Annotated in this window: 14 protein-coding genes; 4 read left to right on the top strand and 10 right to left on the bottom strand. The window is 52.5% G+C overall.

The genetic code is table 11. From position 1 onward, the window contains the following. Positions 1–19: 19 nt before the first annotated feature. From lpxK to serC, 8 genes are all read right to left on the bottom strand, one after another. Entirely contained in the window at positions 20–1,006 is a 987-nt protein-coding gene (gene lpxK, locus H7K52_RS14210) for a tetraacyldisaccharide 4'-kinase (protein WP_182630156.1), read from the bottom strand. Beyond that, positions 1,003–2,751, bottom strand: coding sequence for a lipid A ABC transporter ATP-binding protein/permease MsbA (msbA, locus tag H7K52_RS14205; protein WP_003849365.1), 1,749 nt, complete (start codon positions 2,749–2,751; stop codon positions 1,003–1,005). The genes lpxK and msbA overlap by 4 nt, the downstream gene beginning before the upstream one ends. Positions 2,752–2,785: 34 nt before the next feature. Further along, the gene (locus H7K52_RS14200; protein WP_182630155.1) at positions 2,786–5,041 is read right to left on the bottom strand and encodes a DNA internalization-related competence protein ComEC/Rec2; all 2,256 of its coding nucleotides are present in this window, start codon (positions 5,039–5,041) and stop codon (positions 2,786–2,788) included. A 204-nt stretch (positions 5,042–5,245) separates the two neighbouring features. Beyond that, positions 5,246–5,530 carry an integration host factor subunit beta gene (gene ihfB, locus H7K52_RS14195; protein WP_003849360.1) on the bottom strand — a complete coding sequence of 95 codons (285 nt, stop codon included), beginning with the start codon at positions 5,528–5,530 and terminating at the stop codon, positions 5,246–5,248. Between the two features lie 82 nt (positions 5,531–5,612). After that, positions 5,613–7,286 carry a 30S ribosomal protein S1 gene (gene rpsA / locus H7K52_RS14190; RefSeq protein WP_003849352.1) on the bottom strand — a complete coding sequence of 558 codons (1,674 nt, stop codon included), beginning with the start codon at positions 7,284–7,286 and terminating at the stop codon, positions 5,613–5,615. A 108-nt stretch (positions 7,287–7,394) separates the two neighbouring features. Beyond that, positions 7,395–8,081, bottom strand: a complete 687-nt coding sequence (cmk, locus tag H7K52_RS14185; protein WP_008925844.1) for a (d)CMP kinase — start codon at positions 8,079–8,081, stop codon at positions 7,395–7,397. A gap of 200 nt (positions 8,082–8,281) precedes the next feature. Next, entirely contained in the window at positions 8,282–9,568 is a 1,287-nt protein-coding gene (aroA, locus tag H7K52_RS14180; protein WP_003849347.1) for a 3-phosphoshikimate 1-carboxyvinyltransferase, read from the bottom strand. Between the two features lie 81 nt (positions 9,569–9,649). Beyond that, on the bottom strand, positions 9,650–10,735 hold the full coding sequence (gene serC / locus H7K52_RS14175; protein WP_003849345.1) for a 3-phosphoserine/phosphohydroxythreonine transaminase: 1,086 nt from the start codon (positions 10,733–10,735) through the stop codon (positions 9,650–9,652). Positions 10,736–11,048: 313 nt separating this feature from the next. Between serC and ycaO the strand changes: the two genes are divergently transcribed. The 4 genes from ycaO to pflA all read left to right on the top strand — a co-directional run bounded on the left by ycaO (position 11,049) and on the right by pflA (position 17,303). Continuing rightward, positions 11,049–12,812 carry a 30S ribosomal protein S12 methylthiotransferase accessory factor YcaO gene (gene ycaO / locus H7K52_RS14170; RefSeq protein ID WP_140915845.1) on the top strand — a complete coding sequence of 588 codons (1,764 nt, stop codon included), beginning with the start codon at positions 11,049–11,051 and terminating at the stop codon, positions 12,810–12,812. Between the two features lie 371 nt (positions 12,813–13,183). Further along, positions 13,184–14,044 carry a formate transporter FocA gene (focA, locus tag H7K52_RS14165; protein WP_003849342.1) on the top strand — a complete coding sequence of 287 codons (861 nt, stop codon included), beginning with the start codon at positions 13,184–13,186 and terminating at the stop codon, positions 14,042–14,044. Positions 14,045–14,114: 70 nt separating this feature from the next. Beyond that, positions 14,115–16,397, top strand: coding sequence for a formate C-acetyltransferase (gene pflB, locus H7K52_RS14160; RefSeq protein ID WP_033761664.1), 2,283 nt, complete (start codon positions 14,115–14,117; stop codon positions 16,395–16,397). Positions 16,398–16,562: 165 nt separating this feature from the next. Beyond that, on the top strand, positions 16,563–17,303 hold the full coding sequence (gene pflA / locus H7K52_RS14155; protein ID WP_008925842.1) for a pyruvate formate lyase 1-activating protein: 741 nt from the start codon (positions 16,563–16,565) through the stop codon (positions 17,301–17,303). A 51-nt stretch (positions 17,304–17,354) separates the two neighbouring features. Here pflA and H7K52_RS14150 read toward each other — a convergent pair whose 3' ends face one another. Together H7K52_RS14150 and serS are read right to left on the bottom strand one after the other, a co-directional pair. Beyond that, positions 17,355–18,506, bottom strand: a complete 1,152-nt coding sequence (locus H7K52_RS14150) for an MFS transporter (protein WP_003849339.1) — start codon at positions 18,504–18,506, stop codon at positions 17,355–17,357. Positions 18,507–18,824: 318 nt separating this feature from the next. Further along, positions 18,825–20,117, bottom strand: a complete 1,293-nt coding sequence (gene serS, locus H7K52_RS14145) for a serine--tRNA ligase (protein WP_008925841.1) — start codon at positions 20,115–20,117, stop codon at positions 18,825–18,827. Between the last annotated feature and the right edge of the window lie 26 nt (positions 20,118–20,143).

Raw genomic sequence — 20,143 nt, 5'->3', positions numbered from 1 at the left:
ACCTGAATGGGTGCGGGTATCAGAGCGTGCGGCGACAGAGTTGTTCAATATCAGCCAGTAATGGCGTGACGGATTTACCGGTCAGGTGAGCATCGACCGGCAGATACCACCAGTCAGGCTGAGCAAAGTCGCGGCATTTCACCGCGTCTTTTTCGGTCATCAACAGCTGCTGGCCTGTCCGGAGTAATCGGGTCAGCTCATCCTCGCTGTAGGCATGATGATCGGCAAAGGCGATCTCTGCAACTGGCGTGATGCCCTGCTTTTTCAGCGTGGTGAAAAAACGGGGAGGATGGCCTATACCGGCCATCGCAACTACCGCACCCAGTTGCTCAGCTGGACAGGTTTCCCCGGTCAGGAGATTGGTGGCCAGCCCGGGCTGAAGCTGCATGGCAATCTCGTCGGGCTGCGCGTCGCCACCGTTGATGATGACGGCATCAACCTGCCGCAGACGAGAAGCGCGTTCGCGCATCGGACCTGCGGGCAACCACCAGCCATTGCCAAAGCGGCGTACGCCATCCACCACCACGATCTCGCGATCGCGCTGCAGGGCGTAATGTTGCAGGCCGTCATCAGTGATGACCACATCCAGCGAGCCCTGTTGCAGTAATGCTTCAATCGCCTGTCGCCTTCTGGGCGCCACCGCGACCGGCGCCCCGGTGCGCTGAGCGATTAAAACCGGCTCATCACCGGCCTGTTCCGTGCTGGTCTGTGCGGTGACCAGCAAGGGATACTGATCTGCCTTGCCGCCATACCCTCTGGAGACGACGCCAGCACGCAGGCCGCGCTGCTGCAACGCCTCAACCAGCCAGATCACCACCGGCGTCTTTCCGTTGCCGCCGGCAGTGAGGTTACCCACCACCACGACCGGCAAAGGCGCGCGCCAGCTTTTACGCCAGCCACGCCTGTAACTGAAACGTATCAGGGCCGTGATCGCACCATACAGCAGGCTGAATGGCCATAGCAGTAGCCATAGCGGTGAGCGACCACTCCAGATACGTTCAATCATTGGCCGAATTGCATCTTATGCAGTTGTGCATAGGCACCGCGTTCTGCCAGCAACACCTGATGCGTACCGCGCTCAACAATCTGACCATCTTCAATGACCACGATTTCATCCGCTTTCTCAATGGTTGAGAGACGGTGCGCAATCACCAGCGAAGTACGGTTCTTCTGCAACTCATCGAGTGCAGACTGAATGGCGCGTTCTGACTCAGTATCCAGCGCAGAGGTCGCTTCATCCAGGATCAGAATCGGACAATCACGCAGCAGTGCGCGGGCAATGGCGATACGCTGACGCTGACCGCCAGATAGCAGCACGCCATTCTCGCCAATCACTGTATCCAGGCCTTTATCCATCTTATTGATAAAGTCCATGGCATGCGCCATGGTGGCTGCCTGCTCGATCTCTGCACGGCTATACTGCTCACTCCGCGCATAAGCGATGTTATTGGCAATGGTGTCGTTAAAGAGATGCACATTCTGCGACACCAGCGCGACCTGATTACGCAGCGAACGCAGGCTGTACTCTCTCAGGTCATGTCCGTCCAGCAGGATTTCGCCCTGCTGAATGTCATAAAAGCGGGTCAGCAGGCTCGCCATCGTCGACTTACCGGAACCTGAACGGCCCACCAGCGCCACCGTTTTTCCTGCTGGCAGTGACAGATTGATATTACGCAGTGCCGGAATATCACGGCCCGGATAGGTAAAGGTCACATCACGGAATTCGATATCGCCTTTCGCCCGGGTCATTTCGCGTGTGCCATTATCCACTTCCTGCTCACTGTCCAGAATAGAGAACAGCGTCTGACAGGCCGCCATGCCACGCTGGAACTGGGCATTAACGTTGGTCAGCGACTTAAGCGGGCGCATCAGGGCAATCATCGAGGAGAAGACCACGGTAATCGTCCCGGCGGTCAGCGTATCCATGACGCTTGGGAAGCTGGCAGCGTAAAGTACAAACGCCAGTGCCAGCGATGCGATGAGCTGAATAATGGGATCAGAAATGGAGGATGCTGATACCAGCTTCATTCCCTGCTGACGCATACGGTTACTGACGCGGGAAAAGCGCTCCGATTCGATTTCCTGACCGCCAAAAATCAGCACTTCTTTGTGGCCTTTCAGCATCTGTTCGGCGCTGGTTGTCACCTGCCCCATGGTGTTCTGCATACTTTTGCTGATGGTGCGGAAACGCTTTGAAACGGTGCGAATCGCAAATGAGACAATGGGTGCCAGAACAATCAGGATCAACGACAGCTGCCAGCTGTAGTAGAACATCATAACAAACAGGCCAATAATGGAAGCACCTTCACGCACCACTGTCACCAGCGCGCCGGAAGAAGAGGAGGCGACCTGCTCGGAATCGTAAGTAATGCGTGACAACAGGGTCCCGGTCGACTGCTGGTCAAAGAATGAAACCGGCATCCCCATCATATGGCTGAACAGCCGACGGCGGATATTCATCACGACATTGCCTGAGACCCAGGAGATGCAGTAGCTGGAGATATAACTGGTCACGCCGCGTACCAGCATCAGGCCAATGACCACTAACGGCAGCCATAGCATCACCGACCTGTCAGCTTTACCAAAACCATCATCCAGTAATGGTTTCAACAGTGAGAGCATTAAGGCGTCGCCCGCAGCATTGATAATCAGGGCGACTGAAGCCGCAATTAATCCCGCTTTATTAGGCGCGATCATCGGCCAGAGTCGGCGAAACGTCTGCCACGTAGAGAGATCTTTATCTTGATGCATTATTTATTCACGCTGTTGGAAATAGCCGGCCATTCTACCTGGATTCGCGTTTGACGCCAAACCACTGATGATACCAACGGGGCATTAATTGTTCCCGTAGGGTGTAAACCTGCACGCTGCCCTGCTCTATCCTGATACTGATTAGTCCGGACTGGCCCGTATCCAGCCATCTAAAACCGACTGTTCGATAGTTTTCCAGAACACTTTTCGCGGGCATACGCCATGCGTTGTAGCGTGCGAGCGAGGCAATCGCGGTGTGTCCGCCGGTTTTGCGCAGCAGCAATGAGGTCGACGAGGTACGGCTGCCGTGATGCGGTACCTGCAGAATATCCACCTTCAGCCCCTGCTTTTCCAGCGCCACCAACTGACGTTCCGCTTTCGCTTCAATATCGCCGGTTAACATCAGCCGGACCTGACCATCATCAACGATCACCACACAGGAATCGTTATTTTCACCCGGCAAAGGTGCCGTTAGCGGCCAGACTACCTGAAAGTGGAGTTGCCGCCAGCGCCACTGCGTGCCGCGTACACAGGGTAAATGCGTTTTCTCTGCCAGCGCGCTTCTGACTTCTACCGCTGGCCAGCGTTGCATAATCGCCTCCAGTCCGCCGGTATGATCGAGATGTTTATGACTCAGGATGATCTGTTTTAACCGTAACTGTTTGCGCTCCAGCCATGGAATGATTACCCGACTCCCCGCGTTATCGTTCTGCCAGCGCGGCCCTGTGTCATACATCACCGCCTCCTTGCCCTGACTGATCACCAGGCTTAATCCATGCCCGATATCCAGCATATCGATGCGCCAGCCCGGCTCCTGATGGGGCTGGCGACTCCATATCATCGCCAGCGCCAACACACAGCTGCTCAATGGCAAAGAAAAGAAGAACTGCGCACGCCAGAGAATCAGACTTCCCCATACCATAATCGTAAACCAGGTTGTGCCACTCAGCGGCCACCATCCTGGCGGCAGTAAAGCCAGAGAATGAAACAGTGCACGCACGGAGAGATCGGCCGCCCCCCAGAAGAAGCCCGATACAGGCGCCATCGGCAGCAGCAACGCAAACGTTATCAATGGCATAGTAATGAACGAGATGACCGGAATTGCCACCAGATTTGCCAGCAGTGCGGTCAGGCTGATCCCGTTGAATATCGCTACCTGCAACGGCACCATTAAAATCATCATGCCCACCTGCAAATGCAGCAGTTGTATCGGAATCCATCGCTTTTGATGACGGAAGCGTGCAGGCAAGGGAAACCAGTGGTACCAGACCAGCAGCATGCCTACAGCCAGTACCGAGAGCCAGAAACTGTCAGACAAAACGGTCAGCGGATCCGTCACCAGCAGCAATCCAATACAGAAGGTCCAGACCTGCCAGCTATTGAGTTGTACACCTGCAAACCGTGTTATTGCCCACAGCGTCAGGGCCAGCAATGCACGCGCTGCGGGAGGCTGTGCTCCTGAGAGCCAGGTATAGGTTGCAGCAAATAGCCAGCTAACGATAAGCGGAAGGAGATAGCCGATACGCCGGGCTGGCAGGATAAATTGCACCCCACGCGTAATGATCCAGCCGGTGCTGGCGGCCAGGGCGATATGCATGCCCGATATCGCCATTAAATGCGCAGTACCGGTATCCCGAAGTAACTGGCGAGTCTGCTGGCTCATTTCATCCCTGATGCCAAAGGAGAGTGCCTCCAGCGTGGCACGTGCAGGCATGGAGTGGGTCCTGTCGCGATGCCATAAAATAAATCGCCAGCGTCCATTACACTGTTCGCTAACGGCAACCTGATTAAGGATCCTGCCCTGGAGCGGCGTATTATTAGCCAGAGCAAAACGCTGCGCATCGAAATCGCCCTCATTGAGACGAGCATGGACTGGTCTCAAACGAAGTCGCATCGTCCAGCGTTGTCCCGGACAATAAGTTTCCTGATCAGTATCGAAATAAAGCCAGGCATAGCGGGGAGGGAATATCATTCTGCCCTCTTCTTCCAGCAGCCGAACCCGGATTTGCTTTCTCTCTTTCCGCAGTTCACTGATCTCAAGCGTAAAGGTGGCGGGACGTACGGAGAGCTGTTCAATATCCCGCACCATCAGACGGGCATCGTTAAAAGCCCATGCCAGCAACAGCAGCGTAATACCGGTCCAGCGAACGGATGGGTAATGGCAATGGAGCAGAGCGAGGCCCATCAGTACCAGCATCACCATCATCTTACTTGAGGGCAGTTGGGCCATCAGCAATAGCGGTAATGTTGCAACGATCACCAGTCGCGCCAGAACGGTCCATGTCAGCATAATCGTATCCATTGTTTCAGTTCGATTATTCTGGGCAATTGAGGTGAAACTAACAGGGAACAATCAGGCAGGCTGGAGCGCCCTCACAAACAGAATGCGGCCTTGCAGTGTTGACGACAGTAATCTGGATATCAGTGCTCAGCCTGAATAGCAGGCAAAAAAAAACGACATCCGGAGATGTCGTTTATTGGGTTCGGTATCGGCTTAGCCGTAGATGTTTGCGCGATCGCGCAGCTCTTTGCCTGGCTTAAAGTGGGGAACGTATTTACCTTCCAGATCCACTTTGTCACCCGTTTTCGGGTTACGTCCAGTACGAGGAGCGCGATAGTGCAAAGAAAAGCTGCCGAATCCCCGGATTTCGATGCGCTCGCCCTGTGCCAGCGTAGTGGCCATGTGCTCAAGCATCTCTTTGACTGCATCCTCAACGACTTTCGCCGGTATATGAGTATGCTGTCCCGCCAGTCTTTCGATCAGTTCTGACTTGGTCATGTAACCTCCGGTTTATCCCTACAGGAATGTATGACAGCTTTTACCGAAACCGGGTGGTTGCCCACCCGGTGCTTCAGGTCGATTACTCGCCTTTAGCCGCTTTGAACGCTTCAGCCATAGCGCTAGAGAAATTGCCTTCTTCCTGTTTGGTGTTAACAGTATTGATAGCTTCTTTCTCATCAGCCTGGTCTTTCGCACGGACAGACAGGCTTACGACACGGTTTTTACGATCAACGCCGGTGAACTTAGCTTCAACGTCGTCGCCAACGTTCAGAACCAGAGTTGCATCTTCAATGCGGTCCAGTGAAGCTTCAGAAGCGCGCAGGTAACCCTCAACGCCGTCTGCTAATTCAACTGTAGCACCTTTAGCATCAACTGCAGTCACTTTACCGGTGACGATGGCACCTTTCTTGTTCAAAGTGATGTAGTTGTTGAACGGATCTTCTGCCAGCTGTTTAACGCCCAGAGAGATACGCTCGCGCTCTGCATCAACCTGCAGTACAACGGCAGCGATTTCGTCGCCTTTTTTGTACTCACGAACGGCTTCTTCGCCAGTCGCGTTCCAGGAGATGTCAGACAGGTGAACCAGACCGTCGATGCCGCCATCCAGGCCGATGAAGATACCGAAGTCAGTGATTGACTTAATTTTACCTTCAACACGATCGCCTTTGTTGTGCGTCTCAGCGAACAGCTGCCATGGGTTAGATTTACACTGCTTCAGACCCAGGGAGATACGACGACGCTCTTCGTCAATGTCCAGAACCATAACTTCAACAACATCGCCTACGTTAACAACTTTAGACGGATGGATGTTTTTGTTGGTCCAGTCCATTTCAGACACGTGTACCAGACCTTCAACGCCTTCTTCGATTTCCACGAAGCAGCCGTAATCAGTCAGGTTGGTAACACGACCGGTCAGGCGGGTGCCTTCCGGATAGCGTTTAGCGATAGCAACCCATGGATCTTCGCCCAGCTGCTTCAGACCCAGAGAAACACGGGTACGCTCGCGGTCGAACTTCAGCACCTTAACGGTGATTTCGTCGCCCACGTTAACGATTTCGCTTGGATGCTTAACGCGTTTCCATGCCATGTCAGTGATGTGCAGCAGGCCATCAACGCCGCCCAGATCAACGAATGCACCGTAGTCAGTGAGGTTCTTAACGATACCTTTAACTTCCATGCCTTCCTGCAGGTTTTCCAGCAGCTGATCGCGCTCTGCGCTGTTTTCGGATTCGATAACCGCACGACGTGAAACCACGACGTTGTTGCGTTTCTGATCCAGCTTGATCACTTTGAATTCAAGCTCTTTGCCTTCCAGGTGCAGCGTATCGCGCACCGGACGCACATCTACCAGTGAACCTGGCAGGAACGCACGGATACCGTTGAGCTCAACTGTGAAGCCGCCTTTAACTTTGCCGTTGATAACACCGGTAACAGTTTCAGCGTCTTCGTAAGCTTTCTCCAGCGTGATCCATGCTTCATGGCGCTTCGCTTTCTCACGGGACAGCAGGGTTTCACCGAAGCCGTCTTCCACTGCATCCAGAGCAACATCAACTTCGTCGCCTACCTGGATTTCCAGTTCGCCGGCTGCGTTCTTGAACTGCTCTGCAGGAATTGCAGATTCAGATTTCAGACCCGCATCAACCAGAACGACATCTTTGTCGATAGAAACGACGATGCCACGAACGATAGAACCCGGGCGGGTTTCGATTGTTTTTAAGGATTCTTCAAATAGTTGAGCAAAAGATTCAGTCATATTGATAATCTTCAGGATTCTTCAATTTAACGTCCATCTGACTTCATGTCGGATGGGGTTGTTTCACATGCCCGGCACCTGATCCATGGTACAGGGTGATAAATTCAGTTAAGCCGTAATACCCAGCTTCTCGCGGGCATAGTGTAGCGCTTTTTCGATGACTTGATCGATAGACATCTCGGTAGAGTCCAGAACCAGTGCATCGCCAGCGGCTACTAAAGGTGCGATTGCGCGGTTGCGATCGCGGTCGTCGCGTTCTTTTATCTCGGCTAAAAGGCGGTCAAAGTTAACATTAAAGCCATTGTCCTGCAACTGTAGCATACGGCGCTGAGCACGTTCTTCCGGACTGGCATCCAGGAAAATTTTCACTGGCGCCTCCGGGAAAACCACGGTGCCCATGTCTCGTCCATCAGCAATTAATCCCGGCAGCTCGCGGAAACCGCGCTGGCGGCGTAATAACGCTTCGCGCACCCGTGGAAACGCGGCAACACGTGACGCGGTGTTGCTGACCTCCTGAGTACGGATTTCACCGGTAACATCTTCACCTTCAAGGATGACCTGCATGTCACCATTTTGTGACACAAAGCGCACATCGAGGTGTGCAGCAATCGGCACAAGCGCTTCTTCAGATTCGATGTCGACCTGATGATGCAACGCGGCTAATGCCAGCACGCGATAAATAGCACCGGAGTCCAGCAGATGCCACTGCAGCGATTCAGCCATCGCTTTACACAGTGTTCCTTTTCCCGCTCCACTTGGCCCATCAATAGTTATGACCGGGGCAGTTACTGTCATTATTCCCTCCTGTTGCTGCGTGCTTCCTGACCTTTCGGTCACCATTAATGACTCGCATTATACGCTGCATAGCGCGGCTTGGTTACTGTTTCGCACTAACCGGGTTCGTAATTTTAGTTAATTCAGAGGATCGCTGGGCCGTTACAGCCAGATTAAATCCGGGGAGATCCGGTGCGGAACCGCACCGGAAGAGAGAGATATCAGGCGCTCTGGCTGATTTTAGCCAGTTGAACGAAGTAATCCGGGAAGGTTTTAGCTGTACAGCCAGGATCAAGAATGGTCACTGGCGTATCTGACAGTGCTACCAGAGAAAAGCACATTGCCATACGGTGATCATTGTAGGTGCCAATATCAGCATGCTTTAGCGTCGCAGGTGGGGTAATACGGATGTAGTCATGACCCTCTTCGACTTCCGCGCCGACTTTACGCAGCTCTGTCGCCATTGCGCTCAATCGATCGGTCTCTTTTACCCGCCAGTTATAAATATTACGTAACTGGGTGGTGCCTTCTGCAAACAGCGCCGTGGTGGCAATGGTCATTGCAGCATCCGGGATATGGTTCATGTCCATATCAATGGCCTGCAGCTTTCCAGCCGTACAGGCAATGTAATCATCGCCCCATTCGATCGCAGCACCCATCTTTTCCAGCACGTCAGCAAACCGAATGTCACCCTGCATACTCTGGCGTCCGATACCGGTGACCCGGACCGTTCCGCCTTTTATGGCTGCAGCCGCCAGGAAATAAGAAGCGGAAGAGGCATCACCTTCCACCAGGTAATCGCCCGGTGACTGATACTGCTGCTGTCCCTTAATCAGGAAACGCTGATAGCTCTGATTCTCAACGTCGACGCCAAAGCACTGCATAAGATTGAGCGTAATGTCGATGTAAGGTTTGGAAACCAAATCACCTTTAATCGTGATGCAGGTATCCTGCTGCGCCAGCGGCGCGGTCATCAGCAGCGCCGTCAGGAACTGACTGGAAACACTGCCATCCACACTGACATCACCGCCGGTAAAACCACCGCGTAAACGCAGCGGCGGATAGTTTTCGTTTTCCAGGTACTCAATGGTTGCGCCACCCTGACGAAGCGCATCGACCAGATGCCCGATTGGACGCTCTTTCATGCGGGGTTCGCCGGTCAGTTCGATATCGTGCTCGCCCAGGCAAAGTGCTGCGGCCAATGGACGCATAGCGGTGCCGGCGTTGCCCAGAAACAGTGACAGCGGTTGAGATGCGTTCAGTGGTCCTGCATTCCCCGTGACTTCACACACGGTACGATCGTCTGAAAGCGTATAGCTTACGCCCAGCGCGGTCAGCGCATTCAGCATATGCTTTACATCGTCGCTGTCGAGCAGGTTGGTGAGACGGGTAGTGCCTTTAGCCAGCGCAGCCAGCAGCAATGCGCGATTAGAAACGCTCTTAGAACCTGGCAGGTTCACGGTGCCATCGACACGCGAAATGGGTTGGAGAGTCAGGGAGTCCTGCATGTGAAACGAAATCCTCAAAAATACAGAGACCTCGCCGTGTGACGAGGTCTGGCATCAGCATTAGTGCTGATATTTTAATAATCAGCCGTGGCGACGTTCAAAATCGACCATGAAATCGGTCAGCGCTTTCACACCTTCCAGCGGCATCGCATTATAGATAGAGGCGCGCATACCGCCTACTACACGATGTCCTTTAAGCGCATGCAATCCCGCCTTAAATGACTCTTCCAGGAACAGCGCATCCAGTGACGCATCCGCCAGCTGGAAAGGAATGTTCATGCGTGAACGGTTTTCTGTCGCCACATCATTACGGTAAAAACCACTGTGATCGATAACGCCATAAAGCAGGTCAGATTTTGCCTGATTAATACGATCAATTTCAGCGACACCGCCCTTCTCTTTCAGCCATTTAAATACCAGCCCCGACAGATACCATGCAAACGTCGGTGGGGTGTTAAACATCGAATCGTTATCGGCCAGTACTTTGTAATCGAGGATTGAAGGCACTGAGGCATGCGCCTGGCCCAGCAGATCTTCACGCACAACCACCAGCGTTAATCCGGCCGGGCCTACATTTTTCTGCGCACCCGCATAAATCACGCCATAACGACTCACATCGATCGGACGAGACAGAATGGTAGAGGAGAAATCAGCAACAACGGTTTTACTGCCGAAGTCAGGCTGTTCATCAATGGCGATGCCATCAATGGTTTCATTCGGGCAAAAATGCAGGTAAGCGGATGCCTCACTTACCGCCCATTCGCTCATCGGCAGGATAGCGCGTTTACCGTCGCGGGTTGTTTTGACATCCAGCGTGCGTGGGGAACAATACTTTTCCGCTTCTTTTATTGCGCTATGCGCCCAGTAGCCGCCATCAACATAGTCAGCAGTTGTCGCCTGACCCAGCAGATTACCGGGTACAGCAGCAAACTGCGCGCGTGCGCCGCCATGACAGAATAAAACTTTGTAATTGGCCGGTATTTTTAGCAGATCACGGAAGTCCTGCTCTGCTTCTTCAGCTACCTGAATAAACTCTTTACTGCGGTGACTGATCTCCATTACAGAGGTACCCAGACCGCGCCAGTTCGTCAGTTCCTGTTCTGCACGACGAAGGACTTCAACCGGTAGCATCGCCGGGCCAGAGCTAAAATTATAAACTTGCGTCATTTCCCCTCACCACTGTCATATCGAACGGTTATGAATAACCATTCGGTTTTATCACTGCATACTGATAGCTGCAATCATAAATCAGGGCGCGGTCACATTTTCTGAATATGCCTCGCCGGAGGTTATGTTACCAATGCAAACCAGCGCGGAATTTTGTGAGGCTTCATCCAGCACCATTAATCCACGTTTGGCCTGAGAGCCGATGTGATAAAAACTAAGCCCGTAAAAATGTCCCGCCCTGATAGCGGTCTGTAAGCAAAATCCGTATCATTGCGCGCTTTACGCACCCCATGACAACAGAGAGAGCGGCACTATGACGCAAACATTTATCCCGGGCAAAGATGCCGCACTGGAAGACTCCATTGCGCGTTTCCAGAACAAGCTGCAGGATCTCGGCTTTAACATTGAAGAAGCTTCCTGGCTGAATCCTGTTCCCCATGTCTGGTCAGTGCATATCCGCGACCGCGATTGCCCGCTCTGCTTTACCAACGGCAAGGGCGCCAGTAAAAAAGCTGCGCTGGCCTCTGCACTGGGCGAATATTTTGAGCGTCTCTCAACTAACTACTTTTTTGCTGACTTCTGGCTGGGCAAAAAGATCGCGAACGGCGACTTTGTTCACTATCCCAATGAAAAATGGTTCGCGTTACCTGAGGATGATTCCTTACCTGAAGGCATTCTGGATGCGCGCCTGAACGCGTTTTACGATCCCGACAATGCTCTGACGGCTTCCGGCCTGATTGATCTGCAGTCTGGCAATGCTGAGCGCGGTATCTGCGCCCTGCCGTTTACCCGCCAGTCGGATCAGCAAACGGTTTACATCCCGATGAATATCATCGGCAACCTCTATGTCTCAAATGGCATGTCCGCAGGTAACACCGCGAATGAAGCACGTGTTCAGGGCCTGTCCGAAGTGTTTGAGCGCTACATCAAGAACCGCATCATCGCGGAAGCAATCAGCCTGCCTGCGATTCCTGATGAGGTGATGCAGCGTTATCCGGAGGTGATCGAAGCGATTGCCCGCCTTGAAGCGGAAGGTTTCCCGATTTTCGCTTATGACGCCTCGCTGGGCGGTAAATATCCGGTGATTTGTGTGGTGCTGTTTAACCCGATCAACGGAACCTGTTTTGCCTCCTTTGGTGCCCATCCCGATTTTGGTGTGGCACTGGAACGAACTGTCACGGAGCTGCTGCAGGGCCGAAGCCTGAAAGATCTTGATGTGTTCACGCCACCGACTTTTGATGATGAAGAAGTCGCTGAACATGCCAATCTGGAGACCCATTTCATTGATTCAAGCGGTCTGATCTCATGGGATCTGTTTAAAGAAACAGCGGACTATCCCTTTGTTGACTGGTCATTTGCAGGCAGCACCGAGCAGGAATTCTCCACACTGATGGCCATCTTTGCCTCGGAAGATCAGGAAGTCTATATTGCTGACTACGAGCATCTGGGTGTCTATGCCTGCCGCATCATCGTACCTGGGATGTCTGATATCTACCCTGCCGAAGATCTCTTCCTGGCGAATAACAGCATGGGCGCTGGCATTCGTGAAACCCTGCTGGCCCTGCCTGACAGCAACTGGAATCCGGAAGAGTATCTGGATCTGATTGGACAGCTTGATGATGAAGGTTTTGACGACTTCACTCGCGTTCGCGAACTACTGGGTCTGGCAACCGGTAAAGACAACGGCTGGTACACACTGCGTGTTGGCGAATTAAAAGCGATGCTGGCGCTGGCGGGCGGCGATCTGGATCAGGCACTGATCTGGACAGAGTGGACAATGGAGTTTAACAGCTCCATCTTTACGCCAGAGCGGGCTAACTACTATCGTTGTCTGCAGACTCTGCTGTTACTGGCAATGGAAGATGAGCGTGATCCGCTGCAGTATCATCACGCCTTCCTGCGTATGTACGGTGAAAGCGCGATGGAAGCAGCCTCAGCCGCCATCAGTGGTGAACATCCATTTAACGGCCTGCAGGCCGTTGATGATGAACTGCAGGCATTCCCGGCCCATCAGTCCCTGCTTGCTGCTTACGAAAAACTGCAGGCGGCTAAGCGTCTCTACTGGAAAAATGCGTAAGTTATAACGCGACTGATCCAAAAAGAGGATTAACATGGCACCGGCCTTTTCTGGTGCCATAATTTTCTGCCTTCCTTGTGGAACATTAACTGTATTAAAATCCATTCAATTACATCAAATTATTTTAATTAACATATCAGCCATTAATTACTCATCAGGCAGGCCCTTCAAAAAGGGTAAGTCTTTTTACATTAAAAAAATTTTGCATTTTTAAAATTTATTTAAATAAATAATTTCAAACAGTTAGAGGTTTATTTCGCTTTTTCCTCTGCGATTTACTGGCTGCCACGTCGGCAAACATGATCCATATCAATTCCTGACCTATACTCCTTTGTTAGTATTTTTCCAGACAACTTCTGGAGTAAGTTAGTGTGAAAACTGACAACCCTTTTAATCTTTTATTACCAGCCGCAATGGCGAAAGTGGCCGAAGACGCCGGTATCTATAAAGCAACCAAACATCCCTTCACCACCTTCTTTCTGGCGATAAACGCTGGCGTATTTATCTCCATCGCATTCGTTTTTTATATTACAGCGACCACCGGCAGCGGCACGATGCCCTATGGCATAGCCAAACTGATTGGCGGTGTCTGTTTCTCACTCGGCCTGATGCTGGTCGTCGTGTGTGGCGCTGACCTCTTTACTTCTACTGTCTTAATCGTCGTCGCCAAAGCCAGTGGCCGCATCAGCTGGGGACAGCTGGCCCGCAACTGGATTAACGTTTACGCCGGTAACCTTGCAGGTGCCCTCTTCTTTGTCGCCCTGATGTGGTTTGCCGGACAGCATATGGTCGCGAATGGCGCCTGGGGATTGAATGTCCTGGAAACCGCCGATCACAAAATGCATCACACATTCATCGAAGCGGTTTGTCTGGGTACGCTGGCGAATTTGCTGGTCTGCCTCGCCGTCTGGATGAGTTACTCCGGCCGTACCCTGACCGATAAGCTGGTGGTAATGATTTTGCCTGTTGGCATGTTTGTCGCCAGCGGTTTCGAGCACAGCATCGCCAATATGTTTCTGATTCCTTATGCCATTGTCATTCGCGACTTCGCGGCACCTGAATTCTGGCAGGCTGCTGGCACCACGGCGGCACAGTTTCACTCGCTTACCGTGAGCAACTTTATTCTCGACAACCTGATTCCTGTGACCATTGGCAACATCATTGGCGGCGGCATTCTGGTTGGGTTGACCTACTGGGTTATCTATCTCCGTAAAGGTGACCAGGTCCATTAAACACATTTTGACGGCACAGGACGTTGACTGTGCCCGACCGTAAAGTCTCTTCATATAAGGCAGGTATATTATGACCGAACTTAATGCAAAACTGGCTTCAGCATGGGAAGGATTTGCTGAAGGCGAATGGCAGAATAGCGTCAATGTGCGCGATTTCATTCAGAAAAACTACACTCCTTATGAAGGTGATGAGTCGTTCCTGGCGGGCGCAACTGAAGCGACCACTAAACTATGGGAAAGCGTGCTGGAAGGCATCAAAATTGAAAACCGCACCCACGCGCCAGTTGACTTCGACACCGACCTCGCCTCAACGATTACCTCGCACGACGCAGGCTACATCAATAAGTCGCTGGAAAAAATCGTTGGTCTGCAGACTGAGGCACCATTAAAACGCGCGCTGATTCCTTTTGGCGGCATCAAAATGGTCGAAGGTTCATGCAAAGTCTATGGCCGTGAACTCGATCCTTCACTGAAAAAAATCTTCACCGAATACCGTAAAACGCATAATCAGGGCGTGTTCGACGTTTACACCCCGGACATCATGCGCTGCCGTAAATCAGGTATCCTGACCGGTTTACCCGATGCCTATGGACGTGGCCGCATCATCGGTGACTATCGTCGCGTGGCTCTCTACGGCATCGATTTCCTGATGGCGGATAAATTCTCCCAGTTCGCCTCTCTGCAGAACGATTTAGAGAATGGCGTGAATCTGGAAGCGACCATTCGTCTGCGTGAAGAGATCTCGGATCAGCATCGTGCGCTGGCGCAGATTAAAGAGATGGCCGCAAAATATGGCCACGACATTTCGGGCCCGGCAACCAATGCCGTTGAAGCCGTACAGTGGACTTATTACGGCTACCTTGCTGCCGTTAAATCACAAAACGGTGCTGCCATGTCCTTTGGCCGCGTCTCAACCTTCCTGGATGTTTACATCGAGCGTGACCTTAAAGCCGGTAAACTGACTGAAGAACAGGCACAGGAACTGATTGACCATCTGGTCATGAAACTGCGTATGGTTCGCTTCCTGCGTACTCCTGAATATGATGAGCTGTTCTCAGGTGACCCAATCTGGGCAACCGAATCACTGGCAGGTATGGGCGTTGATGGCCGTACTCTGGTTTCAAAAAGTACCTTCCGCTTCCTGAATACCCTGTACACCATGGGTCCTTCACCTGAGCCGAACATGACCATTCTGTGGTCAGAAAAACTGCCAATTAATTTCAAAAAATATGCCGCTAAAGTCTCAATCGACACCTCATCTCTGCAGTATGAGAACGATGACCTGATGCGTCCTGATTTCGACAATGATGACTATGCCATCGCCTGCTGCGTCAGCCCGATGATTGTCGGCAAACAAATGCAGTTCTTTGGTGCACGTGCCAACCTGGCGAAAACCCTGCTCTACGCAATCAACGGCGGCGTGGATGAAAAACTGAAAATGCAGGTTGGACCGAAAGGCGACAAAATCAGCGATGATGTGCTGGACTTCGACACCGTCATGGAGCGTATGGATCACTTCATGGACTGGCTGGCAAAACAGTATGTGACTTCGCTGAACATCATTCACTACATGCATGATAAGTACAGCTACGAAGCCGCGCTGATGGCCCTGCATGACCGTGACGTCTATCGCACCATGGCGTGTGGTATCGCTGGTCTCTCCGTTGCTGCGGATTCACTGTCTGCGATTAAATATGCCAAAGTGAAACCGATTCGTGATGAAGATGGTCTGGCGATCGACTTCGACATCGAAGGTGAATATCCTCAGTTCGGTAACAACGACTCCCGCGTTGATGACCTGGCCTGCGATCTGGTTGAACGCTTCATGAAGAAAATTCAGCAGCTGACCACCTATCGTAATGCCGTGCCGACACAGTCTGTTCTGACCATCACCTCAAACGTGGTGTATGGTAAGAAAACCGGTAACACACCGGATGGACGTCGCGCTGGCGCACCGTTTGGACCTGGTGCTAACCCAATGCATGGCCGTGACCAGAAAGGTGCGGTGGCTTCACTGACTTCCGTCGCGAAACTGCCGTTTGCCTATGCGAAAGATGGCATCTCTTATACCTTCTCAATCGTGCCAAACGCGCTGGGTAAAGATGATAACGTGCGTAAAACTAACCTTGCCGGTCTGATGGATGGTTACTTCCATCATGAAGCGAGCATCGAAGGCGGTCAGCACCTTAACGTCAATGTCATGAACCGTGAAATGCTGCTGGACGCGATGGAGCATCCAGAGAAGTATCCGCAGCTGACCATTCGCGTTTCCGGTTATGCTGTGCGTTTTAACTCACTGACCAAAGAGCAGCAGCAGGATGTGATTACCCGTACCTTCACACAGTCACTGTAATCACGGCTCAACCCGATATAAAAAGGCTCCTCGCGGAGCCTTTTCCTTAAAAGTCTGTTTTGTTGGTCATCTTTATCAAGGTTCCCACCAGAATCGATTTCCTGCCCTGAGCGCAACAGAGATTGCGCCGTCTGTCCCGGCAGACTCACTGGAGAACACATCGCAATGTCAGTTAACGGTCGTATCCACTCATTTGAATCCTGCGGCACCGTCGATGGTCCCGGCATCCGTTTTATCACCTTCTTTCAGGGCTGCCTGATGCGCTGCCTCTACTGCCACAACCGCGACACCTGGGATACCCACGGCGGCAAAGAGATCAGCGTTGAAGCGCTGATGGCGGATGTGCTTTCCTATCGCCATTTTATGAACGCCTCTGGCGGCGGTGTTACGGCCTCTGGTGGTGAAGCGATTCTTCAGGCTGAATTTGTGCGCGACTGGTTTCGCGCCTGTAAAGCGGAAGGCATTCATACCTGTCTCGACACGAACGGTTTCGTACGCCGCTATGATCCGGTGATCGATGAACTGCTTGATGTTACTGACTTAGTGATGCTCGACCTGAAACAGATGAATGACGATGTGCATCAGATTCTGGTGGGGGTCTCTAATCACCGTACCCTGGACTTTGCCCGTTATCTGCAGAAAAAAGGCAAGAGAACCTGGATCCGTTTCGTTGTCGTACCGGGCTATTCCGATGACGATGACACCGCGCATCGCCTGGGCGAATTCACCCGTGATATGCAGAACGTTGAGAAGATTGAATTGCTGCCCTATCACGAACTGGGTAAGCATAAATGGATTGCGATGGGTGAAGAGTACAAGCTGGATGGCGTAAAGCCGCCGGGTAAAGAGACGATGGAGCGCGTGAAAAACATTCTCGCCAGTTACGGCCACGAAGTGATGTACTAACAATCGGCCACAAAAAAGGGAGCTTAATGCTCCCTTTTGGCCAAATGGCGATCAGGCATGTGCCACTGGCGTAGCCTGATGATTCGTTTTGCGCAGCAGCATAACCAGATAAATCAGCGCCACAGCCGCGATCATCACGAACAATAGCTGGTCAGAATAATTCTGCATCAGAACAGAGGTCATTGCCGGTCCAGCCAGACTGCCTACGGTATAACTCATCAGCAACGCCTGGTTCATTGCAACCAGCTCATGGTGGGCGACCGTCTCACAAGCCCAGGACATCGCCACCGGATAGAGTGTGAAGCCTGCCAGGCCCAGCACAAACAGCGCAGGCGCCATCGCGGCATTGGTCAACATGGCCATCGCGCCCAGGATAACGACAAAAACCTGAACCCGTAGCACCAGCATGCGACCAAAACGATCAGCCAGGCGGCCAACGGGCCACTGGCCCACAATACCTGCGCTGACCAGCAACGCCATCCAGTAACCGACATTTGCGTCACTCATTCCCTGATGTGACAGGTAAAGCGGCATCAGGCCATAAAGCGAGCCCAGAAGGATGCCAGAGATGATGCAGCCATTAATACCCAGGCGGGAACTACGACGACGCAGCATCGGCCAGATGCGGGCCGGAGCCGCCTCTGTCGCTTCACCATTACTGGAAACGCGGGTAAAGACCAGCGGCAGCACGGCGCAGAAGACCAGCGAGGTTACCCACGGGATCACGCTGAGTAATTCCGTAGAGAGTTTGCTGACCAGTAACTGGCCGGTCACAGTACCGATGTAATAGACAACCATGTAGGCCGCCAGCAGTTGTCCGCGATTACGCACCGTGCCGCTGCACAGAAGTGCGCTCTCAACCACCACCCACATCAGCGCACAGCCGACACCCGCGATGAATCGCATTGAACTCCAGGCCCAGAAGCCCGACATCATCGCCAGGCACAGGGTCGCGACGGCAAACATCACGGTAGCCAGGTAATAGCTGCGATTGAAGCCGTACTGTCTGATTAACCAGCCAGCCAGCAGCGTGCCTGCGAGATTACCGGTGTAATAAGACGAACTTACTATACCCACCTGCCAGGTTGTCAGTAAGTCATGCGTCAGCCACAGTGGAACGAGCGTATTCAGCACGGCAATTGCGACAGTCATTAACATCAGGCCGCAAAGCAGCAGTATCACGGGGCGTGACCAGGTTGACATAGGGGATAGAAACCAGAGCAAATGAAGGAAATTGCGCGCAGTTTGCCATTAGCTTTTTTAAAGTCAATGGAAGGAATTTAACGGCAGCACATTTTGCTGGCCGACAATTTAATTTACTAATCTTCAGTGGGTTACAATCGTCTTGGACGACAGACGGCTAAATGCTATCTCTATGAAAAATTAGGTTTTTAAGCACTCCAGCACATCTGTTATCGATAACGTTTATTTGTGATTAAATCAGCGAGATATAAATCCTATTTTTCAGATGCAGGACATAAAAAAACCCGGCCATGGCCGGGTCTTCAGATACCTGATTGCTTAGCCGATAATTTCGACGCCCTTCATGTAAGGGCGTAAAACTTCCGGTACGGCGATACGACCATCTTCCTGCTGATAGTTTTCCAGCACTGCCACCAGGGTACGGCCGACGGCCAGACCTGAACCATTAAGGGTATGAACCAGACGCGGCTTCTTATCCTGTTTGTTACGGCAACGCGCCTGCATACGACGCGCCTGGAAATCACCCATGTTGGAACAGGATGAAATCTCGCGGTAGGTGTTCTGCGCCGGTAACCAGACTTCCAGATCGTAGGTTTTAGTCGCTCCGAAGCCCATATCGCCGGTACAGAGTAAAACCTTGCGGTATGGCAGGTTCAGCAGTTGCAGAACTTTTTCAGCGTGGCCGGTCAGCTCTTCAAGCGCCTCCATAGACTGTTCCGGGGTAACGATCTGCACCATCTCAACTTTGTCGAACTGGTGCATACGGATCAGACCGCGTGTGTCACGACCGTAAGAACCCGCTTCGGAACGGAAGCACGGTGTATGTGCGGTGAGTTTAACCGGCAGGGTATCCTCTTCGAGGATCTCGTCACGCACCAGGTTGGTCAGCGGCACTTCCGCGGTAGGAATCAGTGCATAGTTGCTGCTGTCTGACTCCTCTTCCAGCGGACGGGTGTGGAACAGGTCTTCGCCAAACTTAGGCAACTGTCCGGTACCGTAAAGCGTTGCGTGGTTAACCAGGTAAGGCACGGAGGTTTCAAGGTAGCCATGCTGCTCAGTGTGCAGGTCAATCATAAACTGACTCAGTGCACGGTGCAGGCGGGCAATCTGCCCCTGCATGACAACAAAGCGCGAACCGGTCAGTTTCACGGCAGCCGCAAAATCCAGGCCTTTAGCCGCTTCACCCAGCTCAACGTGATCTTTAACCTGGAAACTGAACTCGCGCGGCGTACCCCAGCGGCTCACTTCCTGGTTTTCGCTGTCATCTTTGCCCAGCGGCACTTCGTCTGCCGGAATGTTCGGCATTGCCAGCGCGAAGTCACGAATTTGATTCTGCAGTTCGTCCAGTTCTGCTTTAGCGGCATCCAGGCGTTCGCCCAGCGCATTCACTTCCTGGCGCAGCGGCTCGATGTCTTCCCCACGTGCTTTGGCCTGACCGATGGATTTGGATCGGGAGTTACGCTCTGCCTGCAAATTTTCTGTTTCCACCTGCAGTACTTTGCGACGCTCTTCAAGCGAACGCAGCGTTTCCACATCCAGTTTGTATCCCCGGCGTGCCAGTTTTTCTGCGACTGCGTCTGGCTCGTTACGCAGCAGATTGGGATCGAGCATGCTTATCCTGTGTATAAAAAGTTGGT

This window comes from Pantoea hericii (assembly GCF_014155795.1).
GTDB lineage: Bacteria > Pseudomonadota > Gammaproteobacteria > Enterobacterales > Enterobacteriaceae > Pantoea > Pantoea eucalypti.
Note: the sequence above shows the minus strand (reverse complement) of the source record. Positions and strands in the feature narration are given on the sequence as shown.

Excerpts from the sequence above, each read along its gene's own strand:
- H7K52_RS14200 (WP_182630155.1), bottom strand. The coding sequence starts at position 5,041 with ATGCTGACATGGACCGTTCTGGCGCGACTGGTGATCGTTGCAACATTA.
- msbA (WP_003849365.1), bottom strand. The coding sequence starts at position 2,751 with ATGCATCAAGATAAAGATCTCTCTACGTGGCAGACGTTTCGCCGACTC.
- serC (WP_003849345.1), bottom strand. The coding sequence starts at position 10,735 with ATGACGCAAGTTTATAATTTTAGCTCTGGCCCGGCGATGCTACCGGTT.
- ycaO (WP_140915845.1), top strand. The coding sequence starts at position 11,049 with ATGACGCAAACATTTATCCCGGGCAAAGATGCCGCACTGGAAGACTCC.
- ihfB (WP_003849360.1), bottom strand. The coding sequence starts at position 5,530 with ATGACCAAGTCAGAACTGATCGAAAGACTGGCGGGACAGCATACTCAT.
- lpxK (WP_182630156.1), bottom strand. The coding sequence starts at position 1,006 with ATGATTGAACGTATCTGGAGTGGTCGCTCACCGCTATGGCTACTGCTA.
- H7K52_RS14150 (WP_003849339.1), bottom strand. The coding sequence starts at position 18,506 with ATGTCAACCTGGTCACGCCCCGTGATACTGCTGCTTTGCGGCCTGATG.
- aroA (WP_003849347.1), bottom strand. The coding sequence starts at position 9,568 with ATGCAGGACTCCCTGACTCTCCAACCCATTTCGCGTGTCGATGGCACC.
- cmk (WP_008925844.1), bottom strand. The coding sequence starts at position 8,081 with ATGACAGTAACTGCCCCGGTCATAACTATTGATGGGCCAAGTGGAGCG.
- pflB (WP_033761664.1), top strand. The coding sequence starts at position 14,115 with ATGACCGAACTTAATGCAAAACTGGCTTCAGCATGGGAAGGATTTGCT.
- rpsA (WP_003849352.1), bottom strand. The coding sequence starts at position 7,286 with ATGACTGAATCTTTTGCTCAACTATTTGAAGAATCCTTAAAAACAATC.
- pflA (WP_008925842.1), top strand. The coding sequence starts at position 16,563 with ATGTCAGTTAACGGTCGTATCCACTCATTTGAATCCTGCGGCACCGTC.
- serS (WP_008925841.1), bottom strand. The coding sequence starts at position 20,117 with ATGCTCGATCCCAATCTGCTGCGTAACGAGCCAGACGCAGTCGCAGAA.